The sequence below is a fragment of the Phenylobacterium sp. genome, from assembly GCF_031360265.1.
Taxonomy (GTDB): Bacteria; Pseudomonadota; Alphaproteobacteria; order Caulobacterales; family Caulobacteraceae; genus Phenylobacterium.
This window is the reverse complement of sequence record NZ_JANMBF010000129.1, coordinates 57,115-74,633: the sequence shown is the minus strand read 5'-3', so window position 1 is coordinate 74,633 and position 17,519 is coordinate 57,115. Positions and strand designations below refer to the sequence as shown.

The window sequence follows — 17,519 nt, the reverse complement described above, 5'->3', positions numbered from 1 at the left end:
GTTGTAGAGCTCGGCGATCTTGTGCAGCGACAGCACCGAGCCGTCGTGCTGGGACACCTTGACGGTGGTTCCGGGGGCATAGTCCACGGAGATTTCCGCCCGGTGCGGGATCATGTCCAGCCGGTTCACCGCCTCGTTGTGTTCGCGCACATAGTCGAAGCTCTTGGTCGAGCCCGCATGGTTGTTGAACTGCACGCAAGGGGAAATGACGTCGATGAACGCCGCGCCCTTGTGCGCCAGCCCGGCCTTGATCAGCGGCACCAGCTGGTCCTTGTCGCCACTGAACGAGCGCCCGACGAAGGTGGCGCCCAGCTGCAACGCCATGCCGACCAGGTCGATGCCGGCGTCGTGGTTGACCACGCCGCGTTTGGACTTCGAGCCCTTGTCCGAGGTGGCCGAGAACTGGCCCTTGGTCAGGCCGTAGACCCCGTTGTTCTCGACGATGTAGAGCATGTTGACCCCGCGCCGCACGGCGTGGGCGAACTGACCGAGACCGATCGAAGCGGTATCGCCGTCGCCGGAAACTCCCAGATAGATCAGGTCCTTGTTGGCCAGGTTCGCGCCGGTCAGCACCGAGGGCATGCGGCCATGGACGGTGTTGAAGCCATGGCTGGCGCCCAGGAAATAGTCCGGGGTCTTCGACGAACAGCCGATCCCCGACAGCTTGGCGATCCGGTGCGGCGGCAACTCCAGCTCGAAGGCCGCCTGGATGATCGCCGCGGAGATCGAGTCGTGGCCGCAGCCGGCGCAGAGCGTCGAGACCGAACCTTCATAGTCGCGCCGCGTGAACCCAAGGCTGTTTTCCGCCAGCTTCGGGTGATGCAGCTGGGGTTTCAGGATGTAGGTCATTCCGCCGCCTCGATCTGGCCCAGCGCCATCAGCTGGCCGATCTGGCCGGCGATGAACCGCGCGGTGATCGGCGAGCCGTCATAGTTGAGCACCGGCACCAGCTTGCCGGGATCGATCTCGCCCTCGTTGACCAGCAGGGTTCGTAACTGCGCATCGCGGTTCTGTTCGACGACGAACACGCGGGCATGGTCGGCGATGAACTCGATCACCTCGTCGCAAAACGGGAAACCGCGCACGCGCAGGGCGTCCAGATGGCAGCCCTGCCCTTCCAGCGCCTCCAGGGCCTCGTGCATCGCCGGGGTCGATGAGCCGAAATAGATCACTCCGTCGGTCACCCTGTCGCTGGGCGTCTTGCGTCTGGCGTCGCGGCGCACTGGCGGCGGGATCAACGCCTTGGCCGTCTCGAACTTGCGCAGCAGGCGCTGCATGTTGTCGACATAGACCGCGCCCTCCTCGGAATACCGCGCATAGGGGTTGCGCGAGGTGCCACGGGTGAAATAGCCGCCCTTCGAGGGATGAACCCCCGGATAGGTGCGATATGGGATGCCGTCGCCGTCGACATCCAGATAGCGGCCGAAATCGCGGCCCGCCTCCAGCTCATCGTGGGTCATCACCTTGCCGCGGTCGAGCTTGCGCGTGTCATCCCAGGCGAAGGGCTCGGTCAGCCACTCGTTCATGCCGATGTCGAGGTCGAGCATGACAAAGACCGTGGTCTGCAGCCGGTCGGCGAGATCGAAGGCCAGGGCGCCCATCTCGAAGCACTCGCCTGGATCGGCCGGCTGCAGCATCGGATGCTTGGTGTCGCCATGGCTGGCGTAGGCCGCCCCGATCAGGTCGGCCTGCTGCGTGCGCGTCGGCATGCCGGTGGACGGCCCGCCGCGCTGTACGTCGAAGATCACCGCCGGAATCTCCGCGAAATAGCTGAGCCCGATGAATTCGGTCATCAGCGACACGCCGGGCCCGGAGGTGCAGGTGAACGCCCGCGCGCCGTTCCAGCCGGCGCCGACGACGATGCCGATCGATGCAATCTCGTCCTCGGCCTGGACGATCGCGTAGCGCGCCTTGCCGGTTTCCGGATCGTTGCGCAGGTCCTCGCAATAGCCGGTGAACGCCTCGGCCAGCGAGGTTGAGGGCGTGATCGGATACCAGGCGCAGACCGTGGCCCCGCCATAGACCGCGCCAAGCGCCGCGGCCGCATTGCCCTCGACATAGATGCGGTCACCGACCTTGTCGGCCTTGCGCACCTTCAGGCGCAGGGGTTCCAGGTTGGCCTTCACATAGTCGACGCCCATGTGCAGGGCCTCGACATTGGCGGCGATCAGCTTGGCGCGCCCCTCGAACTGCTCGGCCAGCAGCTGTTCGATCACCGCGGGGTCGATGCCCAGCAGGGCGGCCAGCGCGCCCACATAGACGATGTTCTTGAACAGTTGCCGCTCGCGGGGCAGCGCGTATTTGTCATTGCACATCGCCGTCAGCGGCACACCGACGATCGTCACATCCTCACGGAACTTGGTCGGCGGCAGGGGCTTGGTGCTGTCGTAGAACAGGTAGCCACCCGCCTCGATCTCGGCGAGATCCTTGTCCCAGGTCTGCGGGTTCATGGCGACCATCAGGTCCACCCCGCCACGCCGGCCCAGATGTCCCGCCTCGGTGATCCGCACCTCGAACCAGGTCGGCAGGCCCTGGATGTTCGAGGGGAAGATGTTGCGCGCGGCCACCGGCACGCCCATCCGCAGGATCGACTTGGCGAACATCCCGTTTGCGCTGGCCGAGCCTGAGCCGTTCACGTTGGCGAACTTCACAACGAAGTCGTTGACCACCACGGCCGCCGGCTTCACCGCGCCGGGCTCTATCGAGACTGACATGCCGCCCCCGCGTGGGTGATCTCCAGGGTGAACCTCTGCATGTCCCACGCCCCGGTGGGACACCGCTCGGCGCAGAGGCCGCAGTGCAGGCAGACGTCCTCGTCCTTGACCATGACCCGGCCCGTGGCCAGGGCCCCGGACACATAGAGATCCTGGTCCAGGTTGATCGCCGGCGCCTTCAGCCGGGTCCGCAGGTCGGCCTCATCGGTCTCGGCGGTGAAGGTGATGCAGTCGACCGGGCAGATATCAACGCAGGCGTCGCACTCGATGCACAGGTTATCGGCGAACACCGTCTGGACGTCGCAGTTCAGGCACCGCTCGGCTTCGCGGTAGCCGGTCTCGCGATCAAACCCGAGTTCGACCTCCATCTTGACGTTCTTCAGCGACACCGCCTTGTCGCGCTGCGGCACCCGGTAGCGGCGGTCGTTCTGGATGTCGTTGTCGTAGCTCCACTCGTGGATGCCCATCTTCTGACTGATCAGGGAAAATTCCGGCGGGGGGCGGATGCTGACATCCTGGCCCTGGCAGAACTTGTCGATGGAGACCGCCGCGTCGTGCCCGTGGGCCACCGCCCAGATGATGTTCTTAGGCCCGAACGCCGCATCGCCGCCAAAGAAGACGGAGGGGATCGAGGACTGCAGGGTGATCGGGTTCACCTTGGGCATGTCCCACTCATCGAACTCCAAACCGGTGTCGCGCTCCATCCAGGGGAAGGCGTTTTCCTGGCCGACGGCGACCAGCACGTCGTCGCACGCATAGTGCTCGTCGGGTTCGCCTGAGTTGACCAGCCTGCGCCGGCCCTTCTCATCGACCTCGGCCTTCACCACCTCGAACAGGACGCCGGTCAGCTTGCCATTGTCGTGGGTGAACGCCTTGGGGACCCGGAAATTGAGGATCGGAATATCCTCGTGGATCGCGTCTTCTTTTTCCCAGGGACTGGCCTTCATCTCCTCGAAGCCGGAGCGGACGATGACCTTGACGTCCTCGCCCCCCAGCCGCCGCGAGGTGCGGCAGCAGTCCATGGCGGTGTTGCCGCCGCCCAGCACGATCACCCGCTTGCCGATCTTGTCGACGTGCTCGAACGAGACCGACGACAGCCAGTCGATGCCGATGTGGATGTTGGCGCGGGCCTCCTGGCGGCCCGGCAGGTCGAGATCGCGGCCGCGCGGCGCGCCGGAGCCCACGAAGATCGCGTCATAGCCTTGCGACAGCAGCGCCTTGAGGCTGTCGATCCGCTCGCCCAGCCTCAGGGTCATGCCCAGGCCGGTGATGTAGCCCACCTCCTCGTCGATGACCTCCTCGGGCAGGCGAAAGCGCGGGATCTGGCTGCGGATCATGCCGCCCGCCTTGGCGTCGCCGTCGTAGATCGTGACCTCGTAGCCCAGCGGCGCCAGGTCGCGCGCCACGGTCAGCGAGGCGGGACCCGCGCCCACCAGCGCCACCCGCTTGCCGTTGGTCTGGGCGGCCGGAGACGGCAGTCGCGCGGTGATGTCGTCCTTGTTGTCGGCCGCAACCCGCTTCAGCCGGCAGATGGCGACCGGTTCCTCCTCGACGCGTCCGCGCCGGCAGGCGGGCTCGCAAGGCCGGTCGCAGGTCCGGCCCAGGATCCCGGGGAACACGTTGGACTGCCAATTCACCATATAGGCGTCGGAATACCGGCCGTCGGCGATCAGGCGGATATATTCCGGAACGGGGGTGTGCGCCGGGCAGGCCCACTGACAGTCCACGACCTTGTGAAAATAGTCGGGAGTCCAAGTACTGGTACGTTGCAAACTGAAAGTCCCTTCCCGCGACGCTCTACTCCCGTTGCGGCGAGTCCGGTCCGCCGGAGAGGCTGGCGGGTGCGGCTCAGGCCACAACGGCGCGGCGTTCGTGCTCAGGTTAGGCCCCGTTCGGCGTTGAAGCCAAGCCGATTCCTGACCGCCGATCCGGGAATTCTCCCGGTTTCGAGCGACTCAAAGGCAGATTCCCGCCTCGTGCGACGCTCGACGCGCGCCTATTGCGGCAGGCGCGCCAGCAGGGCCGTCAGCTGCGCCTGACTTGCCACTCCGGTTTTGCGAAACACGCCCTTCAGCAGGAAACGCGCGGCGTTGACGGTGACATTTCGCGCGGCGCTGTAGCGCTGGAGGGTCTCGCCGGCCGCCAGCGCTGTCGCCAGCCGCGCCTCCGCGGGCGTCATGCCGTACCAGGTGGCGACGCGGTTGATCTCCAGGGCGGGGGGCTCGGCGGAGCCGCCAATCGACAGGATCAATCCCGCGCCTTCCACCGCCCCGCCCAGGGCGCGGGCGGACTGGGTCGGAATGCGCGCGCCGACGGCGGCGACATTGCGTCCCTCCCGATCGCGGGTCGCGAACGCCGCACCCGCAGGCGGCGAACTGTTGGCAAGCGCCACAAGCTGGCGTTGGCTGGCCGGATCGGTGAAGGCCAGACGACCCGCGGCGAGACGGATCACGCCACGGGTCTCGTAGGCGGCAACGTGAAGGTTGGCTGTCACGATCCTGAGATCAGGCGTCAGACAGAGGATCGCGCACACCGCCCGGTCCGCGGCGGCCGCGGCGGCGGCGGCCTGCAGGTCCGCCTGGGCCACCCGATGACTGATGCGCACGGCGCGCTGGATGTGCGGGGCCAGGACGCGCAGGCCGCGCTTCAGCCGCTCGACCGGGCGGGCGGGCGGCCCCGGCAACACCAAGGCCAGGCGTTCCGGGCCGCGGCGGTCCAGGACCATCGCCAAGGCCCGCTCGATCCCCCACCGGCTGAGGAAGTCACGATAGAGCGGGCTGGCGGTGAACGCCTCACGCGACATCAGGTCATCGGTGTCCACGACGGTTCCCGCGCGCAGGCCGGAAATCCGGCGAGACCAGGGGTTGTTGGCGGCGTAGACGGCCGAATAGATCTCTGGAATCCCGGCGGCGAGACCGGTGGCGCCGACAAAGCGCGCGGCCGGCGGCGACTGCCGCTCCCAGATCAGGAACGCCACGTCCCATTCCAGCGGGCTGAGGGCGGCGGTGATGTGGGTCAGCGTATCGTCCCACAGCCCCGGATCGAGGGCGGATTCGTAGATCTGCCCGATCAACGCATCGAGCGTCTCCCACGTCACGTCCAATGCGGTCGTGGGTCCGTCGGTCTCGGGCGCAGTCAGCACGGCGGACCCGGCATCGAAATTTCCCTCCGACGCTACTCATCCGGGTAGCGCGCGTCAGGCGGACGCTAGGCCAGTGTCGAGGGCAAGACAAATTGCCCCGGCGCGGGGCCGATAGGAGACACCGCTATGACGCAGGACCGCATCCGCCAGTCGTTGATCCGCTTCGCCGGCCCCTCTCTCCTGGCCCTGGGCCTGGCGCTCGCCGCCACCGCCCCGGTGACGGCCGAGCCGGACAAGCCGAAGCCGAAGGAAGACGTCACCATCACCGCCGGACAGGCCGGCCAGGCCGAATTTGCCCCCTACAACACCCCGACCTCATCGAACGGGCGCGGGGCGAACCTTGCCGCTCAGCGCGACGCCAGCGCCAAGGCGGCTCAAAAGCAGAAGGCGGCCCAGCAAGCCGCAGCCCGCAAATAGACGCGCCACGGGAGCGTTCAATGCCGAGCTCCATCCTATTGCGCAGACTGCGCGGCGCGGGCCTGGTCCTGGTCCTGGCGTGCCTGTCGTTACCCGCCGTGGCGACGGCTCAGAACCCGTTCGACACGCCGCGTCGGCCACTGCAGGCGCAATGCACCTTCAACGCCGACTGTGCGACGGGCCTGATCTGCGCGGGAACCTTTTGCCGGGCGGAATGCCGGTCGGACAGGGACTGCGCCGACAACAAGGTGTGCGTCGACGGTCTCTACAACGCCCAGGGCAAGCTGCTGCACCTCGGACGCCCGAGCCGGCCGGTCGCCGCCACCAGCCTCGATGTGATCAACCCCGGCGCCTACTACGCGGCGCGCTGCCAGACCCCGGCCGCGCAACCGGCCGGCGCGCCCCTGCAATCGCCCGTCCCGGCCGTGATCATCGGAGCGGTCGTCCCGGTGTTCGCCGCCACGTCGGTGTCGCTCGCCGCCAGTCCGGTCGACCAGCGGGCCAAGTGCCCGGCGAGCGTAACCTTCAACGGTTTGATCGGCGCCAATGCCTCAGGGGCGGTCACCTATCGCATCGTGCGCAGCGACGGCGGAACCGGCGCTCCTAAGGTCCTGAAATTCCAAGGCGCCGGCCAGAAGAGGATCGCCGAGATCTGGACCCTTTCCCAGAGCCTGCAGGGATCGCTCAGGATCGAGGTGCTGGCCCCGAACCGGCTGACCTCCGCGCCGGCTGACTTCGCGCTCGACTGCGAGAGCTGAGACCCGCCCGCGGATCAGTCTCCGTAGCCCGCTGGCAGTTCGTCGTCGGCCATCAGGGCGTCCTTGCTGACCTTGGTGTCCTTAACCTTGGCCTTCTCGACGATCAGGTCGACGACCTTGTCCTCGAAGATCGGGGCGCGCAGCTGGGCCTGGGCGTTGGCGTTCTGGCGCAACAGGTCGAACACCTGCTGAGCCTGAGGACCATAGCGGCGCGCCTCGGTGACCATGGCGTCGTTCAGTTCCTGGTCGGTGACCTGGACGTTGTTGGCGCGGCCGATCTCGGCCAGCACCAGGCCCAGCCGGACCCTGCGCTCGGCGATCTTGCGGTATTCCTCGCGCAGCTTCTTGTCGGACTTCTTGAGGTCCTCCGGCGGCAGATTACCGGCTTCCTTGTCCTGCTCCACCTGGGTCCAGATCGCGGCGAACTCGGCCTCGACCATCTTCGGCGGCAAGGGGAAGTCGTGCTTGGTGTCCAGCTGATCCAGCAGGGCGCGCTTGAGCTTGAAGCGGCTCGCGCCGGCGTATTCCTTTTCCAGGTTGTCCTTCAGCAGGTCGCGCAGTTTCGCCAGGCTCTCCAGGCCCAGTCGCTCGGCCAGCGCGTCGTCGGCGGGCGCATTCACCGGCGCCTTGACCGCCGTGACCTTGACCGCGAAGACCGCGTCCTTGCCCTTCAGGGCTTCGGACTGGTAGTCGGCCGGGAACGCCACCTTGACCTCGACCTCGGTGTCGGGTTTGGCGCCGACAAGTTGGCCCTCGAAGCCCGGAATGAACTGGCCCGAGCCCAGCACCAGCTCGGCGTCTGTCGCCGCGCCCCCCTCGAACGGCACGCCGTCGAGGCTGCCGACGAAGTCGATGACCACCATGTCGCCGTCCTTGGCCTTCACGGCCTTGCCGGTCTTGACCTCATAGGTGCGGTTCTGTTTGGCCAGTTCGGCCACGGCCTCGTCGACCTCGGCCTCGGTCGGCTGATAGACCGGGCGCTTGAGCGACAGCGTCGCCGGGTCAACAGGCTCGAAGTCCGGCATCACCTCGACGGCGATCTCGTAGGCGAGGTCAGCCTTGCCCTCGATCACCGCGTCCATATCGCCCTGCGGCTTCAGGTCGGGGTCGCCGGCCGGGCGCACCTTGTTGTCCTCAAACACCTTCTGGGTGCTCTCGGTCAGGGTTTTTTCGATCACCTCGCTCATCAGCGCCTTGCCATAGAGGCGACGCACATGGGCGGTCGGCACCTTGCCGGGGCGGAATCCCTTGATGTTGAGGGTCGGTGTGATCTCGGCGATGCGCGCCTCCAGCGCCACCGACAGGTCACCCATGGGCACCGTTACGCCCCAGACGCGACTCAGGCCTTCACCAGACTTTTCAACGATCTGCATCGACATTCTCGAACTTCCGGGCGGGCGCGGAGAGGGCGCGCAGCGGCCGCTAAGGGGATGAAAACGATAACCGCCGAGGCTCCCGGCGGAGGGCGGCGGTTATGTCACGCGAGGCGCCGCGATCCAAGCGCAAAGGCCCGTCCGCGCCAAAGCTTCGAAGGGGCCCTGGCGAACAAGCAGGATGGTGCGGCTAGAGGGACTCGAACCCCCACGGTTGCCCGACGGTACCTAAAACCGTTGCGTCTACCAATTCCGCCATAGCCGCGCGGCCTCGCCCTTAGCCGGGATGCCGCCGACCGCCAAGCGTTAGAACTGCTTGCGCAGGCTGACGAACACCTCGCGCGGCGCGCCGGGCAGCAGGGTCTGGTTGTCGCCGGAATAACCGTAGCCGTTGGAGCCGATGGTGGCGATGTAGCGCGTATCCAGCAGATTGGTGACGTTGGCCTGGATCTCCAGGCCCTTGGTCAAGCCCTCGCCGCTGAACCGGTAGCCGGCGGTCAGATCGACCGTCGTCCGACCCGGCACGCTCTGGTCGTTGGTGTAGGTGAAGAAGCGCTTGGACGTATAGTGCGCGCCCACGCGCCCGAACCAGCCATCCTGATCGTAAGCGAGCTCGAGATTGCCCAGGTGCTTGGGTGAATCCACCGTCGTCTTGCCGGAAATCGCATGGGTGACGGCGCCGCTGCTGGGATCGCGGACATCGTTGTCATAGGTGCTGTCGCCATAGGCGTAGGATCCGATCAGCGACCAGGCCGGCGTGATCGTCCAGGTCGCCGCGGCCTCGAAGCCCTTTGAGGTGACGGCGCCGACATTGGCCAGGATGGTGGGATTGCCGACGATGCCCGCGCCGGTCGAGGTGCCGATCAGGCGATTGTCGAACTTCACATAGTAGACGGCGGCCACACCGGTCACATTGGGGAACCGGAAGCGCCAGCCAGCTTCAAAGGTCTTCGAGGTCTCGGGCTTCAGGGTCAGGGTCTGGCCGCTGGCGAGCTTGGTCTTGCCGATGATCACGTCGAAGCCGGCCTGGTTGGTGGCGAATGGCGACAGGCCGGTGTGGGCGGCGCCGAACGCCCGCAGGTTCTCGGTGTAGCCGGCGAACAGCTCATGATCCCGATCAACCTTCCAGGTCACCCCGACCTGCGGCAGGAAGCCGTCCTTCGAGGTGATGGAACCCGTGATGTTGGGGGCGCCGGTCACCGTCGTAGCGCTATCCTCGACCCGCAGGGACTTGAAGCCGGCGTTGATCTTCACCGCGTCGGTGATCGTCCACTGGTCCTCGACATAGAGCTGGGTGGTCTTGGTGTTGAAGGCGTAGGCCCACTGGGTGAAGAACGGACCGCGCATGAAATTCAGGCTGCTGCGCTGGGGCGCCGCCAGGTTGAGACCGTAGAATCGCCGGGCCTGGTTGAAGTCGTTGTCCTCGTACCAGCCGCCGAAGCTGACGTGGTGGTCTCCCACATCCCAGGTCGCCCCGGCGATCACGCCCCTGCGGTCGATCGTGTATTCGGTGGTGCGCACCGACAGCGGCGCATTGTCGGTCGTGGCCCCCGCGACACCGTAGTTCGGCGAGGCCACATAGGGCGTGTACCATGTGCCTTGGCCGGCATTGCGGTGACTGTAGATCGTCGCGCTGCCCTTCAACGGCCCGACCGGCCCGGCCAGCGTCAGGGCCCAAAGGTCGTCATTGCGCAGGCCAGAGGCGTCGAAATAGGTGTCGTCGACGCACTTCACCGGTTTCGGATACGGATTTGCGCCTTGGCCGGTGTAGCAGCCGTTGCCGTCAAGACTTGGCGTCGGCCCGGCGAAATTGGCGGCGGTCTGGTAGGCTCTGGCGATCTGCACGGCGTCGGCATAGGCGCCGCTGTTGTTGTCCCACTTGTAGCCCAGGCGGTTCAACATCTCGAGCGACAGGTCCTGATAGTCGTTCTCGCGCCGGCGCGACCAGTCATAGAAGCCGGTCAGGGTGTAGTCGCCGAGCGGCTGGACGACCTTGAAATCGACCTGCTGCTGCTTCTGCTTGCCGACACCCTTCCACTTGTCGGCTTCCTGGTCGGCGATCGAGATATAGGCGCGGCCGCCGGTTGGCAGCACGCCGGTGTCCAGGCGGACGAAGCCGCGCCAAAGGTTGTTGGAGCCATAGGTCGCCGCAGCATAGACGCCGAATACGTCGGACGGGTTGCGGCTGAGGAATTTCAGCGAGCCGCCGAGATTCGAAGACGACGCGGTCTCCAGCGAGCCCGCGCCCTGCGCCAGCTCCACCTTGCCAAGATCCTCCGAGGCGATGGCGCGGCTGATGTGCAGGCCGTTGAAATTGCCGTAGCTCATGTCGCCCAGCGGCACGCCGTCCAAGGTGAAGCCGAGCTGGTTCTGGTTGAACCCGCGGATCGAGATGCGGGTGGACCATTCATAGGTCCCAAAGGCGTCGGCCGACTGGAAATTCACCCCCGGCAGCATGGCGACCAGCTTGATCGGGCTGGTTCCGGGAACGGCCTGCTCGATTTCGCGGATCGGCAGGGCCTGGACCTGCCGGCTTTCGCCCGCGCCATAGACGACGACCTCTTCAACATTGGCGGTTTCCGCAGCGGCGGCCGCCGCGACCTCGGCGGCGAAAGCCTGGCCGGCGGCCAGCAGGATCACGCCGGCGGAGACGCCGGCCAGCAGGTGAAGTTTCATGGTCTTTCCTTACTCAGAATGTCGCCTCGCCTGGGCTGGGCGTCGTCGGTTGGAACAGCGCGGCGCGGACCGCTGCGTAGCTCCAAACCGAAATGCAACCCCCACACCCTCGACGTCGGCCGGGCTTATCTTAGGAAATTGGAATGAAGGCAAGTTCATAAAAGTGTTATATTATCTCTCACCCCGGAGAGGCGGTCACATCTGAGTAACTCAAAATATAACCGGTTTTTTCCATCTGAATCATCTTCAAATTCTCCGATTTTGATCCGAATACCGACTATTTTTGAGCTCGGAAACCCGGCCTTAAGCCTAACGCCGGCGCCAGACCCGGCCCCACCGCCCTTGGTCCAACCCCTTGAATAAACCCCGCGGCCGGCTCCGCTTGGTCCCCGCGCGAGACGCGTTCGCGGTGCGACCGACGCCGGGTATCGATGCAGGTGACAGCCGGCTCGCGCGCAGGCAGAACACCGCCATGCCCGCCGGCGTCCTTTTCGTGCACAACAACTTCCCGGCCCAGTTCCGGGACCTGGCCGAGACCCTGGTGGCGCGTGGCGTGCCCTGCGCGGCGATCGGCTCGGAGACGGCGCCAGGCGTCCAGGGCGTGCGCATCGGCCGCTACAGCCTGCCGCGCGGCTCCACCACGGGCATGTTCCCGCTGGCGGTCCGCGCCGAGGCGGACCTGCTCCGCGGGCGCTCAGCGCTGGAAATGGCGCGGGCGTTGAAGGCTGAAGGCTTCGATCCCGCGGTCATCGTCGCCCATCCCGGCTGGGGCGAGGCCATCTTCCTCGACGAAGTGTTCCCGGACGCCCGGCGGGTGATGTTCTCGGAGTTCTTCTATCGCGGGCGCGGCCTCGATATCGGCTTCGACACCGAGTTCTTCGCGCCCACCGACGAGGCCGTGCTGCTGGGCAAGGCCAAGAACGCGGTGATGGCGCTGTCGCTCACCGACGCGGACATCATCGTCGCGCCCACCGCCTTTCAGGCCGCCGCGCTACCCACGATCTTCCAGCCGCGGGTGCGGGTCCTTCACGAAGGCGTCGACGTCGAGGCGATCCGCCCGGGCCCGGCCGAGCCGTTCCAGCTTCCCGATGGCCGGGTCATCGCGCCCGGGACGCCGCTGATCACCCACGTCAACAACAACATGGAGCCGTTGCGCGGGCTGCACATCCTGGCCCGCGCCCTGCCCCGGCTGATGGCGCAGGTTCCAGACGCCGAAGTCATGATCTTCGGACAGGAAACCCCCCGCCCCTATGGCGGCAGCCCGCCTGACGGCCGGACCTGGCGGAAGGTGTGTTTTGACGGCCTGCAAGTCGATCCGGCGCGGCTGCACCTGATGGGGCGCGCGCCCCACGCCCGGATGCTGGCGGCGCTGCGGCGCTCGACGGCGCACGTCTACTACACCTATCCCTTCGTGCTCTCCTGGTCGCTGATCGAGGCGATGGCCAGCGGCTGTTACGTGATCGGCTCAGACACCGCCCCGGTGCGCGACGCGATCACCGACGGGGAAAACGGGCGGCTGCTGGACTTCTTCGATGTCGAGGCCCTGTCGCAGGCGCTGATCGAGGCCTGCCGCAGCCCGGCCGCCGCCCAGCCCCTGCGCGCCGCCGCGCGCGCCACGGCGGTGGCGAAGTTCTCCAGCCGCGCGGGCCGCGCGGCCTGGCTGGCGCTCCTCTCAGACCTGGGCGTGGAGATCGCCATCTAACCGCAACGGATTTCCCGGATCAGGCCGGTCGCGGCGTCGAAGAAGAAGTTCAGGCGCTCAGGCGAATCGTCCTGCGTCACCGGACAGCTGGTGCAGGCGACGCGCTGCCGCTCGGGCCGCACCGGCACCGGGATCTCCGTGCGTGAGCGTCCGATCAGACCCTGCAGCTCTGCGGCGCCGCAACGGTCCTTCGCAGCGGGGGGCGCCACCGACCACGCCGGCGCGGACCGGGCCGGCGGCCGGGCCTCCGCTGACGGCGGTGACGTGGTCGGTGGCGCGCTTGAGCATCCGGCCAGAAGGGCAAATATGGTAATCGCCGCCGCCCTCACGGCTGTTTTTCCCATCCCCGCGCCTGCTGTTTCCAGTAGGAGACCGGCGCGCCGGACGCCTTTGCCGCCCGGAACTGGCCACGCGCAGCCGTCAGCTGAACCTCATCCGCGCCGTCGAACAGGATCACGCAGCGCGCATAGCCGGAAAGGTCGCCCGGCTCGGCCCCGTCCACCAGAAACAGGGCGTCCGCGCCGTTGGCGTTTTCGCGACCGGTGGTGATCAGGATCGGCTGACGCGCCGCGTCAGGCTCGTCGGCCAGCGCGTGCGGCAGGAAGCTGTCGTCGCGATAGGTCCACAAGGCCGCGTCCAGATGGGCGGCGCGGGCGCTCTCGCGGACCCGGACCTGCGCCCGCCACCCGCGCTTCAGGGTCTTCTCCAGCAGATCCGGCAGCGCCTGCTCCACCCCGGTCCGCTCCAGGTGATAGAACCAGACTTCCGTGAGGGTGTCGGGGGCGGTCGCTTCGGAATGAGGAGTGTCGGTCACCTCAGCCCTCGTACTTCTCCGCCACCATGCGGTTCAGCAGGCGCACGCCGTAGCCGGTGGCGCCGTCCGGGCTGGTGGGGACGGCCGACGGTTTCTTCCAGGCTGTGCCGGCGATGTCCAGGTGCGCCCAGGGCACGCCATTGGTGAAGCGCTGGATGAACAGGGCCGCGGTGATCGAGCCGCCGGGCCGGCCGCCGGTGTTCTTCATATCGGCGATCATCGAGTCGATGTTCTTGTCGTACTGCGCCGGCAGCGGCATCCGCCACAGGGGTTCTCCCTCAGTGTTGGAAGCGGCAATCAGATTGCCCGCCAGCTCCTCGTTGTTGGAATAACAGCCGGCCAGGTCGTTCCCCAGCGCGACGATGATCGCCCCGGTCAGCGTCGCCAGATCGACGATGAACTTCGGCTTGAAGCGATCCTGACAGTACCAGACGGCGTCGGCCAGCACGAGGCGGCCCTCGGCGTCGGTATTGATCACCTCGATGGTCTGGCCCGACATCGAGGTGAGCACGTCGCCCGGGCGATAGGCGTTGCCGTCGGGCATGTTCTCGACCAGGCCCAGGATGCCGACTGCGTTTACCTTGGCCTTGCGGCCGGCGAGCACGTGCATCAGGCCGGCCACGGCGCCGGCCCCGCCCATGTCCCACTTCATGTCCTCCATGCCGTCTGCCGGCTTGATGGAGATGCCGCCGGTATCGAAGCAGACACCCTTGCCGACGAAGGCGATGGGCTGGGCGGACTTGTCGGCGGCGCCGTTCCAGCGGATCACCGCCAGCTGGCTCTCGCGGATCGAGCCCTGGCCGACGCCCAGCAACGAGCCCATGCCCAGCGCCATCATCTCCGGTTCGCCGAGAATCTCGACCTCCAGGCCGAGGCTTTGCAAGGCCTTCACCCGGCGCGCGAATTCGGCGGGATAGAGGACGTTCGGCGGTTCGGACACCAGGTCGCGCGTGAAGCTGACCGCGTCCGCCAGGGCGGCAAGCGGGGCGAAATCGGCAAGCGCGCCATCGACCCCCGTGGTGACGACCTGGGTCCTGACGATCGAGGGTTTCTTTTCCGCCGGCTCCTTGGTGCGGTACTTGTCGAAGCGATAGCTGGCCAGCCGCACCCCCAGCGCCGCCCTGGCGGCGTTCTTACCACCGCCGTTCGGCAGCTCGAGACGCAAGGTGGTCAGGCCGGAGGTCTTGACCGCATGATAGGCGTTGGCCGCCGCGGTCTCGGCGCCCATGGCGTCATAGGCGTCAGCCTTGCCCGCACCCACCAGCACGAGGCGGGCAGCTTCCACGCCTCGCGGGGACAGGATGTCCAGGGTTTGGCCCTTGGCGCCGGTAAAGCGGCTGGCGGCGGCGGCCTGGGCCAGGTCGCCGTCGAGGCTTGAGCCTTCAAAGACGATGCGGGCCAGGGCGGACTTTGCCGGGAGTGGGGAGGCGGCGGCGACGAACTCGATATCCATGGCAAGTCTCTCAAACCCAGGGGTGGCGGAAGCGGGCGGCGCAGGCCACATCCGACGACGGGCTCCGCGGGCTTCGGTTTGGGGTTCGGCCCGGCGGTTGTCTGATGCGTCGACGCATGGTTTAGATCAGCTCCGCGGTCGGGGCGCGGACAAAAACGCCGGGTGAGCCGTATTTCCTGCCGATGCGCCTGATCGACCGCTACCTGCTGCGCCAGCTCGTCGGCCCCGTGCTGCTCGCCACTGGGGCGCTGACGGCGATCGCGTTGCTGAGCCAGAGCCTTTCCGGCCTCGACCTGATCGTCAACCAGCGGCAGAGCGCCCTGGTGTTCCTGAAGATCACGCTCCTCTACATGCCCCAGCTGATCAACATGATCCTGCCGATCGCCATTTTCGTCGCCGCGCTGGTTGCGCTGAACCGGCTGCATACCGAGCAGGAAATCATTGTCTGCTTCGCCGGTGGGATGAGCCGCTGGCGGGTGATCTCGCCGGCGATCCGGCTGTCGGGGACCGTCGCCCTGTTCGCACTGCTAATGAACCTGTGGGTGCAGCCCGCCGCCTTCCGCGAGCTGCGGCGCGAACTCTTCCAGGTGCGCACCGACCTGGCCTCGACCCTGGTGCGCGAGGGCGAGTTCACCGAGCCGGTCCCAGGGCTCACCGTCTACGCCCAGACCGTTGATGGTAAAGGCGACATACACAATCTTTTCATCCATCAGACGAAGCCCGATGGATCGGCCACGACCTATATGGCCAACACCGGTCGCATTGCCCAGAGACACGGCGCGTCGCTGCTGATCCTGCGCGACGGATCGACCCAGGAATTCTCACCCAACGGAGTGCTCAACTACCTGACCTTCAACGAATATCCCTTCGAGCTTGGCGCGCTCAACAAAACCGAGGAGCTGGTCCACTATAAGCCTTCGGACCGCTACCTGCACGAACTGCTGTTTCCGGACCTCGAGCAAGACTGGGAGCGGCGAAACCGGCTCAGCCTGCTGGCCGAGGCTCACGCGCGGATTTCCTCGCCCCTCTACAATATCGCCTTCATGGCCATGGCCCTGTCGGCGATCATCGGCGGCGGATTCTCCCGCCTGGGCTATGGCCGGCGGATCGCCAGCATCGGGGCCGCCGCGGCCCTGGTGCGGATCGTCGGCTTTGTGATCCAGGCGGCCTGCGAACAGAGCGCCTGGCTGAACCTGCTGCAGTACGCCATCCCGCTCGCCGCCGCCGGCCTGGCCCTGCGCAGCGTCTTCCGCCAACGAGTGAGCCGTTTCATCGACATTCGGCGCCGCCCCCGAACCGCCGCGGTGACCGCGTGAACCTTCGGCCATGACCGGCGCCGCGCGCATGGGGCGATATGTGCTCGTCCGCACCATGGCCGGCGTGGGCGCCGCCCTGGCGGTGATCGCCTCGGTGATCCTGCTGATCCAGTTCGTCGATCTGTCACGCTCGATCGGCGTTCGCGCCGACGTCGGCGCCGTCGATGTCCTGGGCCTGACGCTGTTGAAATCTCCGTCGGTGATCCAGGTGCTGCTCCCGTTTGTCTTCCTGTTCGGCGGCATCGGCGCTTTCGTCGGCCTCAATCGCCGCAGCGAACTGGTGGCCATCCGCGCCGCGGGCGTTTCGGCCTGGCGTTTCATCACCCCCACCGCCGTCGCCGCGTTCCTGGCCGGCGTTCTGGCGGTGACCGCCTTGAACCCGATTTCCGCCGCGCTCAGCGCCCGCTTCGAAGCGGACCGGGCGAAGATCATGTCCAACTACCTGGGCGACACGCCCAAGGATATCTGGCTGCGGCAGGGCGATGAGCGCACGCAGATGGTGATCCACGCCCGCTCCCGCGACACCGTCGCCGGTGAGGTGCTGCTGCGCGGCGTCTCGCTGTTCGTCTATCAGAAGAACAAGGCCGGTCAGCCGGAGTTCAAGCGTCGGCTGGAGGCGGCCGAGGCGACCCTGCGGCCCGGTTTCTGGCAGCTCAGGGACGTGCGCGAGGCCACCGCCGGCGAAAGTTCGGTGCGGTCCGACAGCCTGTCGATCCGCTCGACCCTCGATTCCGAGGCCGCCGTCGAGCGATTCGCCTCTCCCGAGGCCATCGCCTTCTGGAAACTGCCCGGCGCCATCCGACAGACCGAGCAGGCCGGCTTTTCGGCGTCCGGCTATCGCCTGCGATACCAGCAACTTCTGGCGACACCATTGCTGTTCGCCGCCATGGCGGTGCTGGCTGCGGCCTTCTCGCTTCGCCTGGCGCGGCTGGGTGGTCTGGCGGGCCTCGCCGGCGCCGGGGTGGCGCTCGGCTTCGTGGTGTTCTTCTTCAATCAGTTCGCCGGCGCGCTGGGCCGGGCGGACATCATCCCGCTCTACGCCGCGGCCTGGGCGCCGGCGGCCCTGGCCCTGCTGTCGGGCCTCACCCTGCTCTGTTACACCGAAGACGGTTGAATCGTTCGCCGGCCCGGCTATGCAGGCGGCGGGGCGCGTC

At 67.0% G+C, this 17,519-nt stretch carries 14 protein-coding genes and 1 tRNA gene; 5 read left to right on the top strand and 10 right to left on the bottom strand.

Going from position 1 to position 17,519, the window contains the following annotated elements:
- From RMN86_RS12020 to RMN86_RS12005, 4 genes are all read right to left on the bottom strand, one after another.
- Positions 1 to 849 (bottom strand): 2-oxoacid:ferredoxin oxidoreductase subunit beta (locus RMN86_RS12020; protein ID WP_309606077.1); only part of this gene is annotated, 849 nt, incomplete at its 3' end.
- A complete protein-coding gene (locus tag RMN86_RS12015; protein WP_309606076.1) occupies positions 846 to 2,714 on the bottom strand; it encodes a 2-oxoacid:acceptor oxidoreductase subunit alpha in 1,869 nt (622 codons plus the stop codon). The genes RMN86_RS12020 and RMN86_RS12015, both read right to left, overlap by 4 nt.
- Entirely contained in the window at positions 2,699 to 4,486 is a 1,788-nt protein-coding gene (locus RMN86_RS12010; RefSeq protein WP_309606075.1) for an FAD-dependent oxidoreductase, read from the bottom strand. The genes RMN86_RS12015 and RMN86_RS12010 overlap by 16 nt, the downstream gene beginning before the upstream one ends.
- A gap of 224 nt (positions 4,487 to 4,710) precedes the next feature.
- Positions 4,711 to 5,856 (bottom strand): hypothetical protein, encoded by a 1,146-nt coding sequence (locus RMN86_RS12005; protein WP_309606074.1) that lies wholly within the window; start codon positions 5,854 to 5,856, stop codon positions 4,711 to 4,713.
- Between the two features lie 126 nt (positions 5,857 to 5,982).
- On the opposite strand from RMN86_RS12005, the gene RMN86_RS12000 reads away from it, so the two are divergent.
- Together RMN86_RS12000 and RMN86_RS11995 are read left to right on the top strand one after the other, a co-directional pair.
- Positions 5,983 to 6,273 carry a hypothetical protein gene (locus RMN86_RS12000; protein WP_309606073.1) on the top strand — a complete coding sequence of 97 codons (291 nt, stop codon included), beginning with the start codon at positions 5,983 to 5,985 and terminating at the stop codon, positions 6,271 to 6,273.
- Positions 6,274 to 6,293: 20 nt separating this feature from the next.
- Positions 6,294 to 7,031, top strand: a complete 738-nt coding sequence (locus RMN86_RS11995; protein ID WP_309606072.1) for a hypothetical protein — start codon at positions 6,294 to 6,296, stop codon at positions 7,029 to 7,031.
- A gap of 14 nt (positions 7,032 to 7,045) precedes the next feature.
- Here RMN86_RS11995 and tig read toward each other — a convergent pair whose 3' ends face one another.
- From tig to RMN86_RS11980, 3 genes are all read right to left on the bottom strand, one after another.
- A complete protein-coding gene (tig, locus tag RMN86_RS11990; RefSeq protein ID WP_309606071.1) occupies positions 7,046 to 8,404 on the bottom strand; it encodes a trigger factor in 1,359 nt (452 codons plus the stop codon).
- A 182-nt stretch (positions 8,405 to 8,586) separates the two neighbouring features.
- Positions 8,587 to 8,669 (bottom strand) — tRNA-Leu (locus RMN86_RS11985).
- Positions 8,670 to 8,710: 41 nt separating this feature from the next.
- Positions 8,711 to 11,080 (bottom strand): TonB-dependent receptor, encoded by a 2,370-nt coding sequence (locus tag RMN86_RS11980; RefSeq protein ID WP_309606070.1) that lies wholly within the window; start codon positions 11,078 to 11,080, stop codon positions 8,711 to 8,713.
- A gap of 472 nt (positions 11,081 to 11,552) precedes the next feature.
- On the opposite strand from RMN86_RS11980, the gene RMN86_RS11975 reads away from it, so the two are divergent.
- Positions 11,553 to 12,782, top strand: a complete 1,230-nt coding sequence (locus RMN86_RS11975; RefSeq protein WP_309606069.1) for a glycosyltransferase — start codon at positions 11,553 to 11,555, stop codon at positions 12,780 to 12,782.
- Here the strand turns inward: RMN86_RS11975 and RMN86_RS11970 are convergent.
- The 3 genes from RMN86_RS11970 to RMN86_RS11960 all read right to left on the bottom strand — a co-directional run bounded on the left by RMN86_RS11970 (position 12,779) and on the right by RMN86_RS11960 (position 15,049).
- Positions 12,779 to 12,910, bottom strand: a complete 132-nt coding sequence (locus RMN86_RS11970; RefSeq protein WP_309606068.1) for a hypothetical protein — start codon at positions 12,908 to 12,910, stop codon at positions 12,779 to 12,781. The genes RMN86_RS11975 and RMN86_RS11970 overlap by 4 nt on opposite strands.
- A gap of 197 nt (positions 12,911 to 13,107) precedes the next feature.
- Positions 13,108 to 13,596, bottom strand: coding sequence for a DNA polymerase III subunit chi (locus RMN86_RS11965; protein WP_309606067.1), 489 nt, complete (start codon positions 13,594 to 13,596; stop codon positions 13,108 to 13,110).
- A 1-nt stretch (position 13,597) separates the two neighbouring features.
- Positions 13,598 to 15,049, bottom strand: coding sequence for a leucyl aminopeptidase (locus RMN86_RS11960; RefSeq protein WP_309606066.1), 1,452 nt, complete (start codon positions 15,047 to 15,049; stop codon positions 13,598 to 13,600).
- 182 nt (positions 15,050 to 15,231) lie between these two features.
- On the opposite strand from RMN86_RS11960, the gene lptF reads away from it, so the two are divergent.
- Both lptF and lptG read left to right on the top strand, forming a co-directional pair.
- The gene (gene lptF, locus RMN86_RS11955; protein WP_309606065.1) at positions 15,232 to 16,365 is read left to right on the top strand and encodes an LPS export ABC transporter permease LptF; all 1,134 of its coding nucleotides are present in this window, start codon (positions 15,232 to 15,234) and stop codon (positions 16,363 to 16,365) included.
- A gap of 10 nt (positions 16,366 to 16,375) precedes the next feature.
- Positions 16,376 to 17,479 (top strand): LPS export ABC transporter permease LptG, encoded by a 1,104-nt coding sequence (lptG, locus tag RMN86_RS11950; RefSeq protein WP_309606064.1) that lies wholly within the window; start codon positions 16,376 to 16,378, stop codon positions 17,477 to 17,479.
- Positions 17,480 to 17,519 lie beyond the last annotated feature (40 nt).

Bases quoted from the DNA above. Each gene is read 5' to 3' on its own strand.
- RMN86_RS11960 (WP_309606066.1), bottom strand. From the start codon at position 15,049: ATGGATATCGAGTTCGTCGCCGCCGCCTCCCCACTCCCGGCAAAGTCC.
- RMN86_RS11980 (WP_309606070.1), bottom strand. From the start codon at position 11,080: ATGAAACTTCACCTGCTGGCCGGCGTCTCCGCCGGCGTGATCCTGCTG.
- lptG (WP_309606064.1), top strand. From the start codon at position 16,376: ATGACCGGCGCCGCGCGCATGGGGCGATATGTGCTCGTCCGCACCATG.
- RMN86_RS12000 (WP_309606073.1), top strand. From the start codon at position 5,983: ATGACGCAGGACCGCATCCGCCAGTCGTTGATCCGCTTCGCCGGCCCC.
- RMN86_RS11975 (WP_309606069.1), top strand. From the start codon at position 11,553: ATGCCCGCCGGCGTCCTTTTCGTGCACAACAACTTCCCGGCCCAGTTC.
- RMN86_RS12015 (WP_309606076.1), bottom strand. From the start codon at position 2,714: ATGTCAGTCTCGATAGAGCCCGGCGCGGTGAAGCCGGCGGCCGTGGTG.
- lptF (WP_309606065.1), top strand. From the start codon at position 15,232: ATGCGCCTGATCGACCGCTACCTGCTGCGCCAGCTCGTCGGCCCCGTG.
- RMN86_RS11995 (WP_309606072.1), top strand. From the start codon at position 6,294: ATGCCGAGCTCCATCCTATTGCGCAGACTGCGCGGCGCGGGCCTGGTC.
- tig (WP_309606071.1), bottom strand. From the start codon at position 8,404: ATGCAGATCGTTGAAAAGTCTGGTGAAGGCCTGAGTCGCGTCTGGGGC.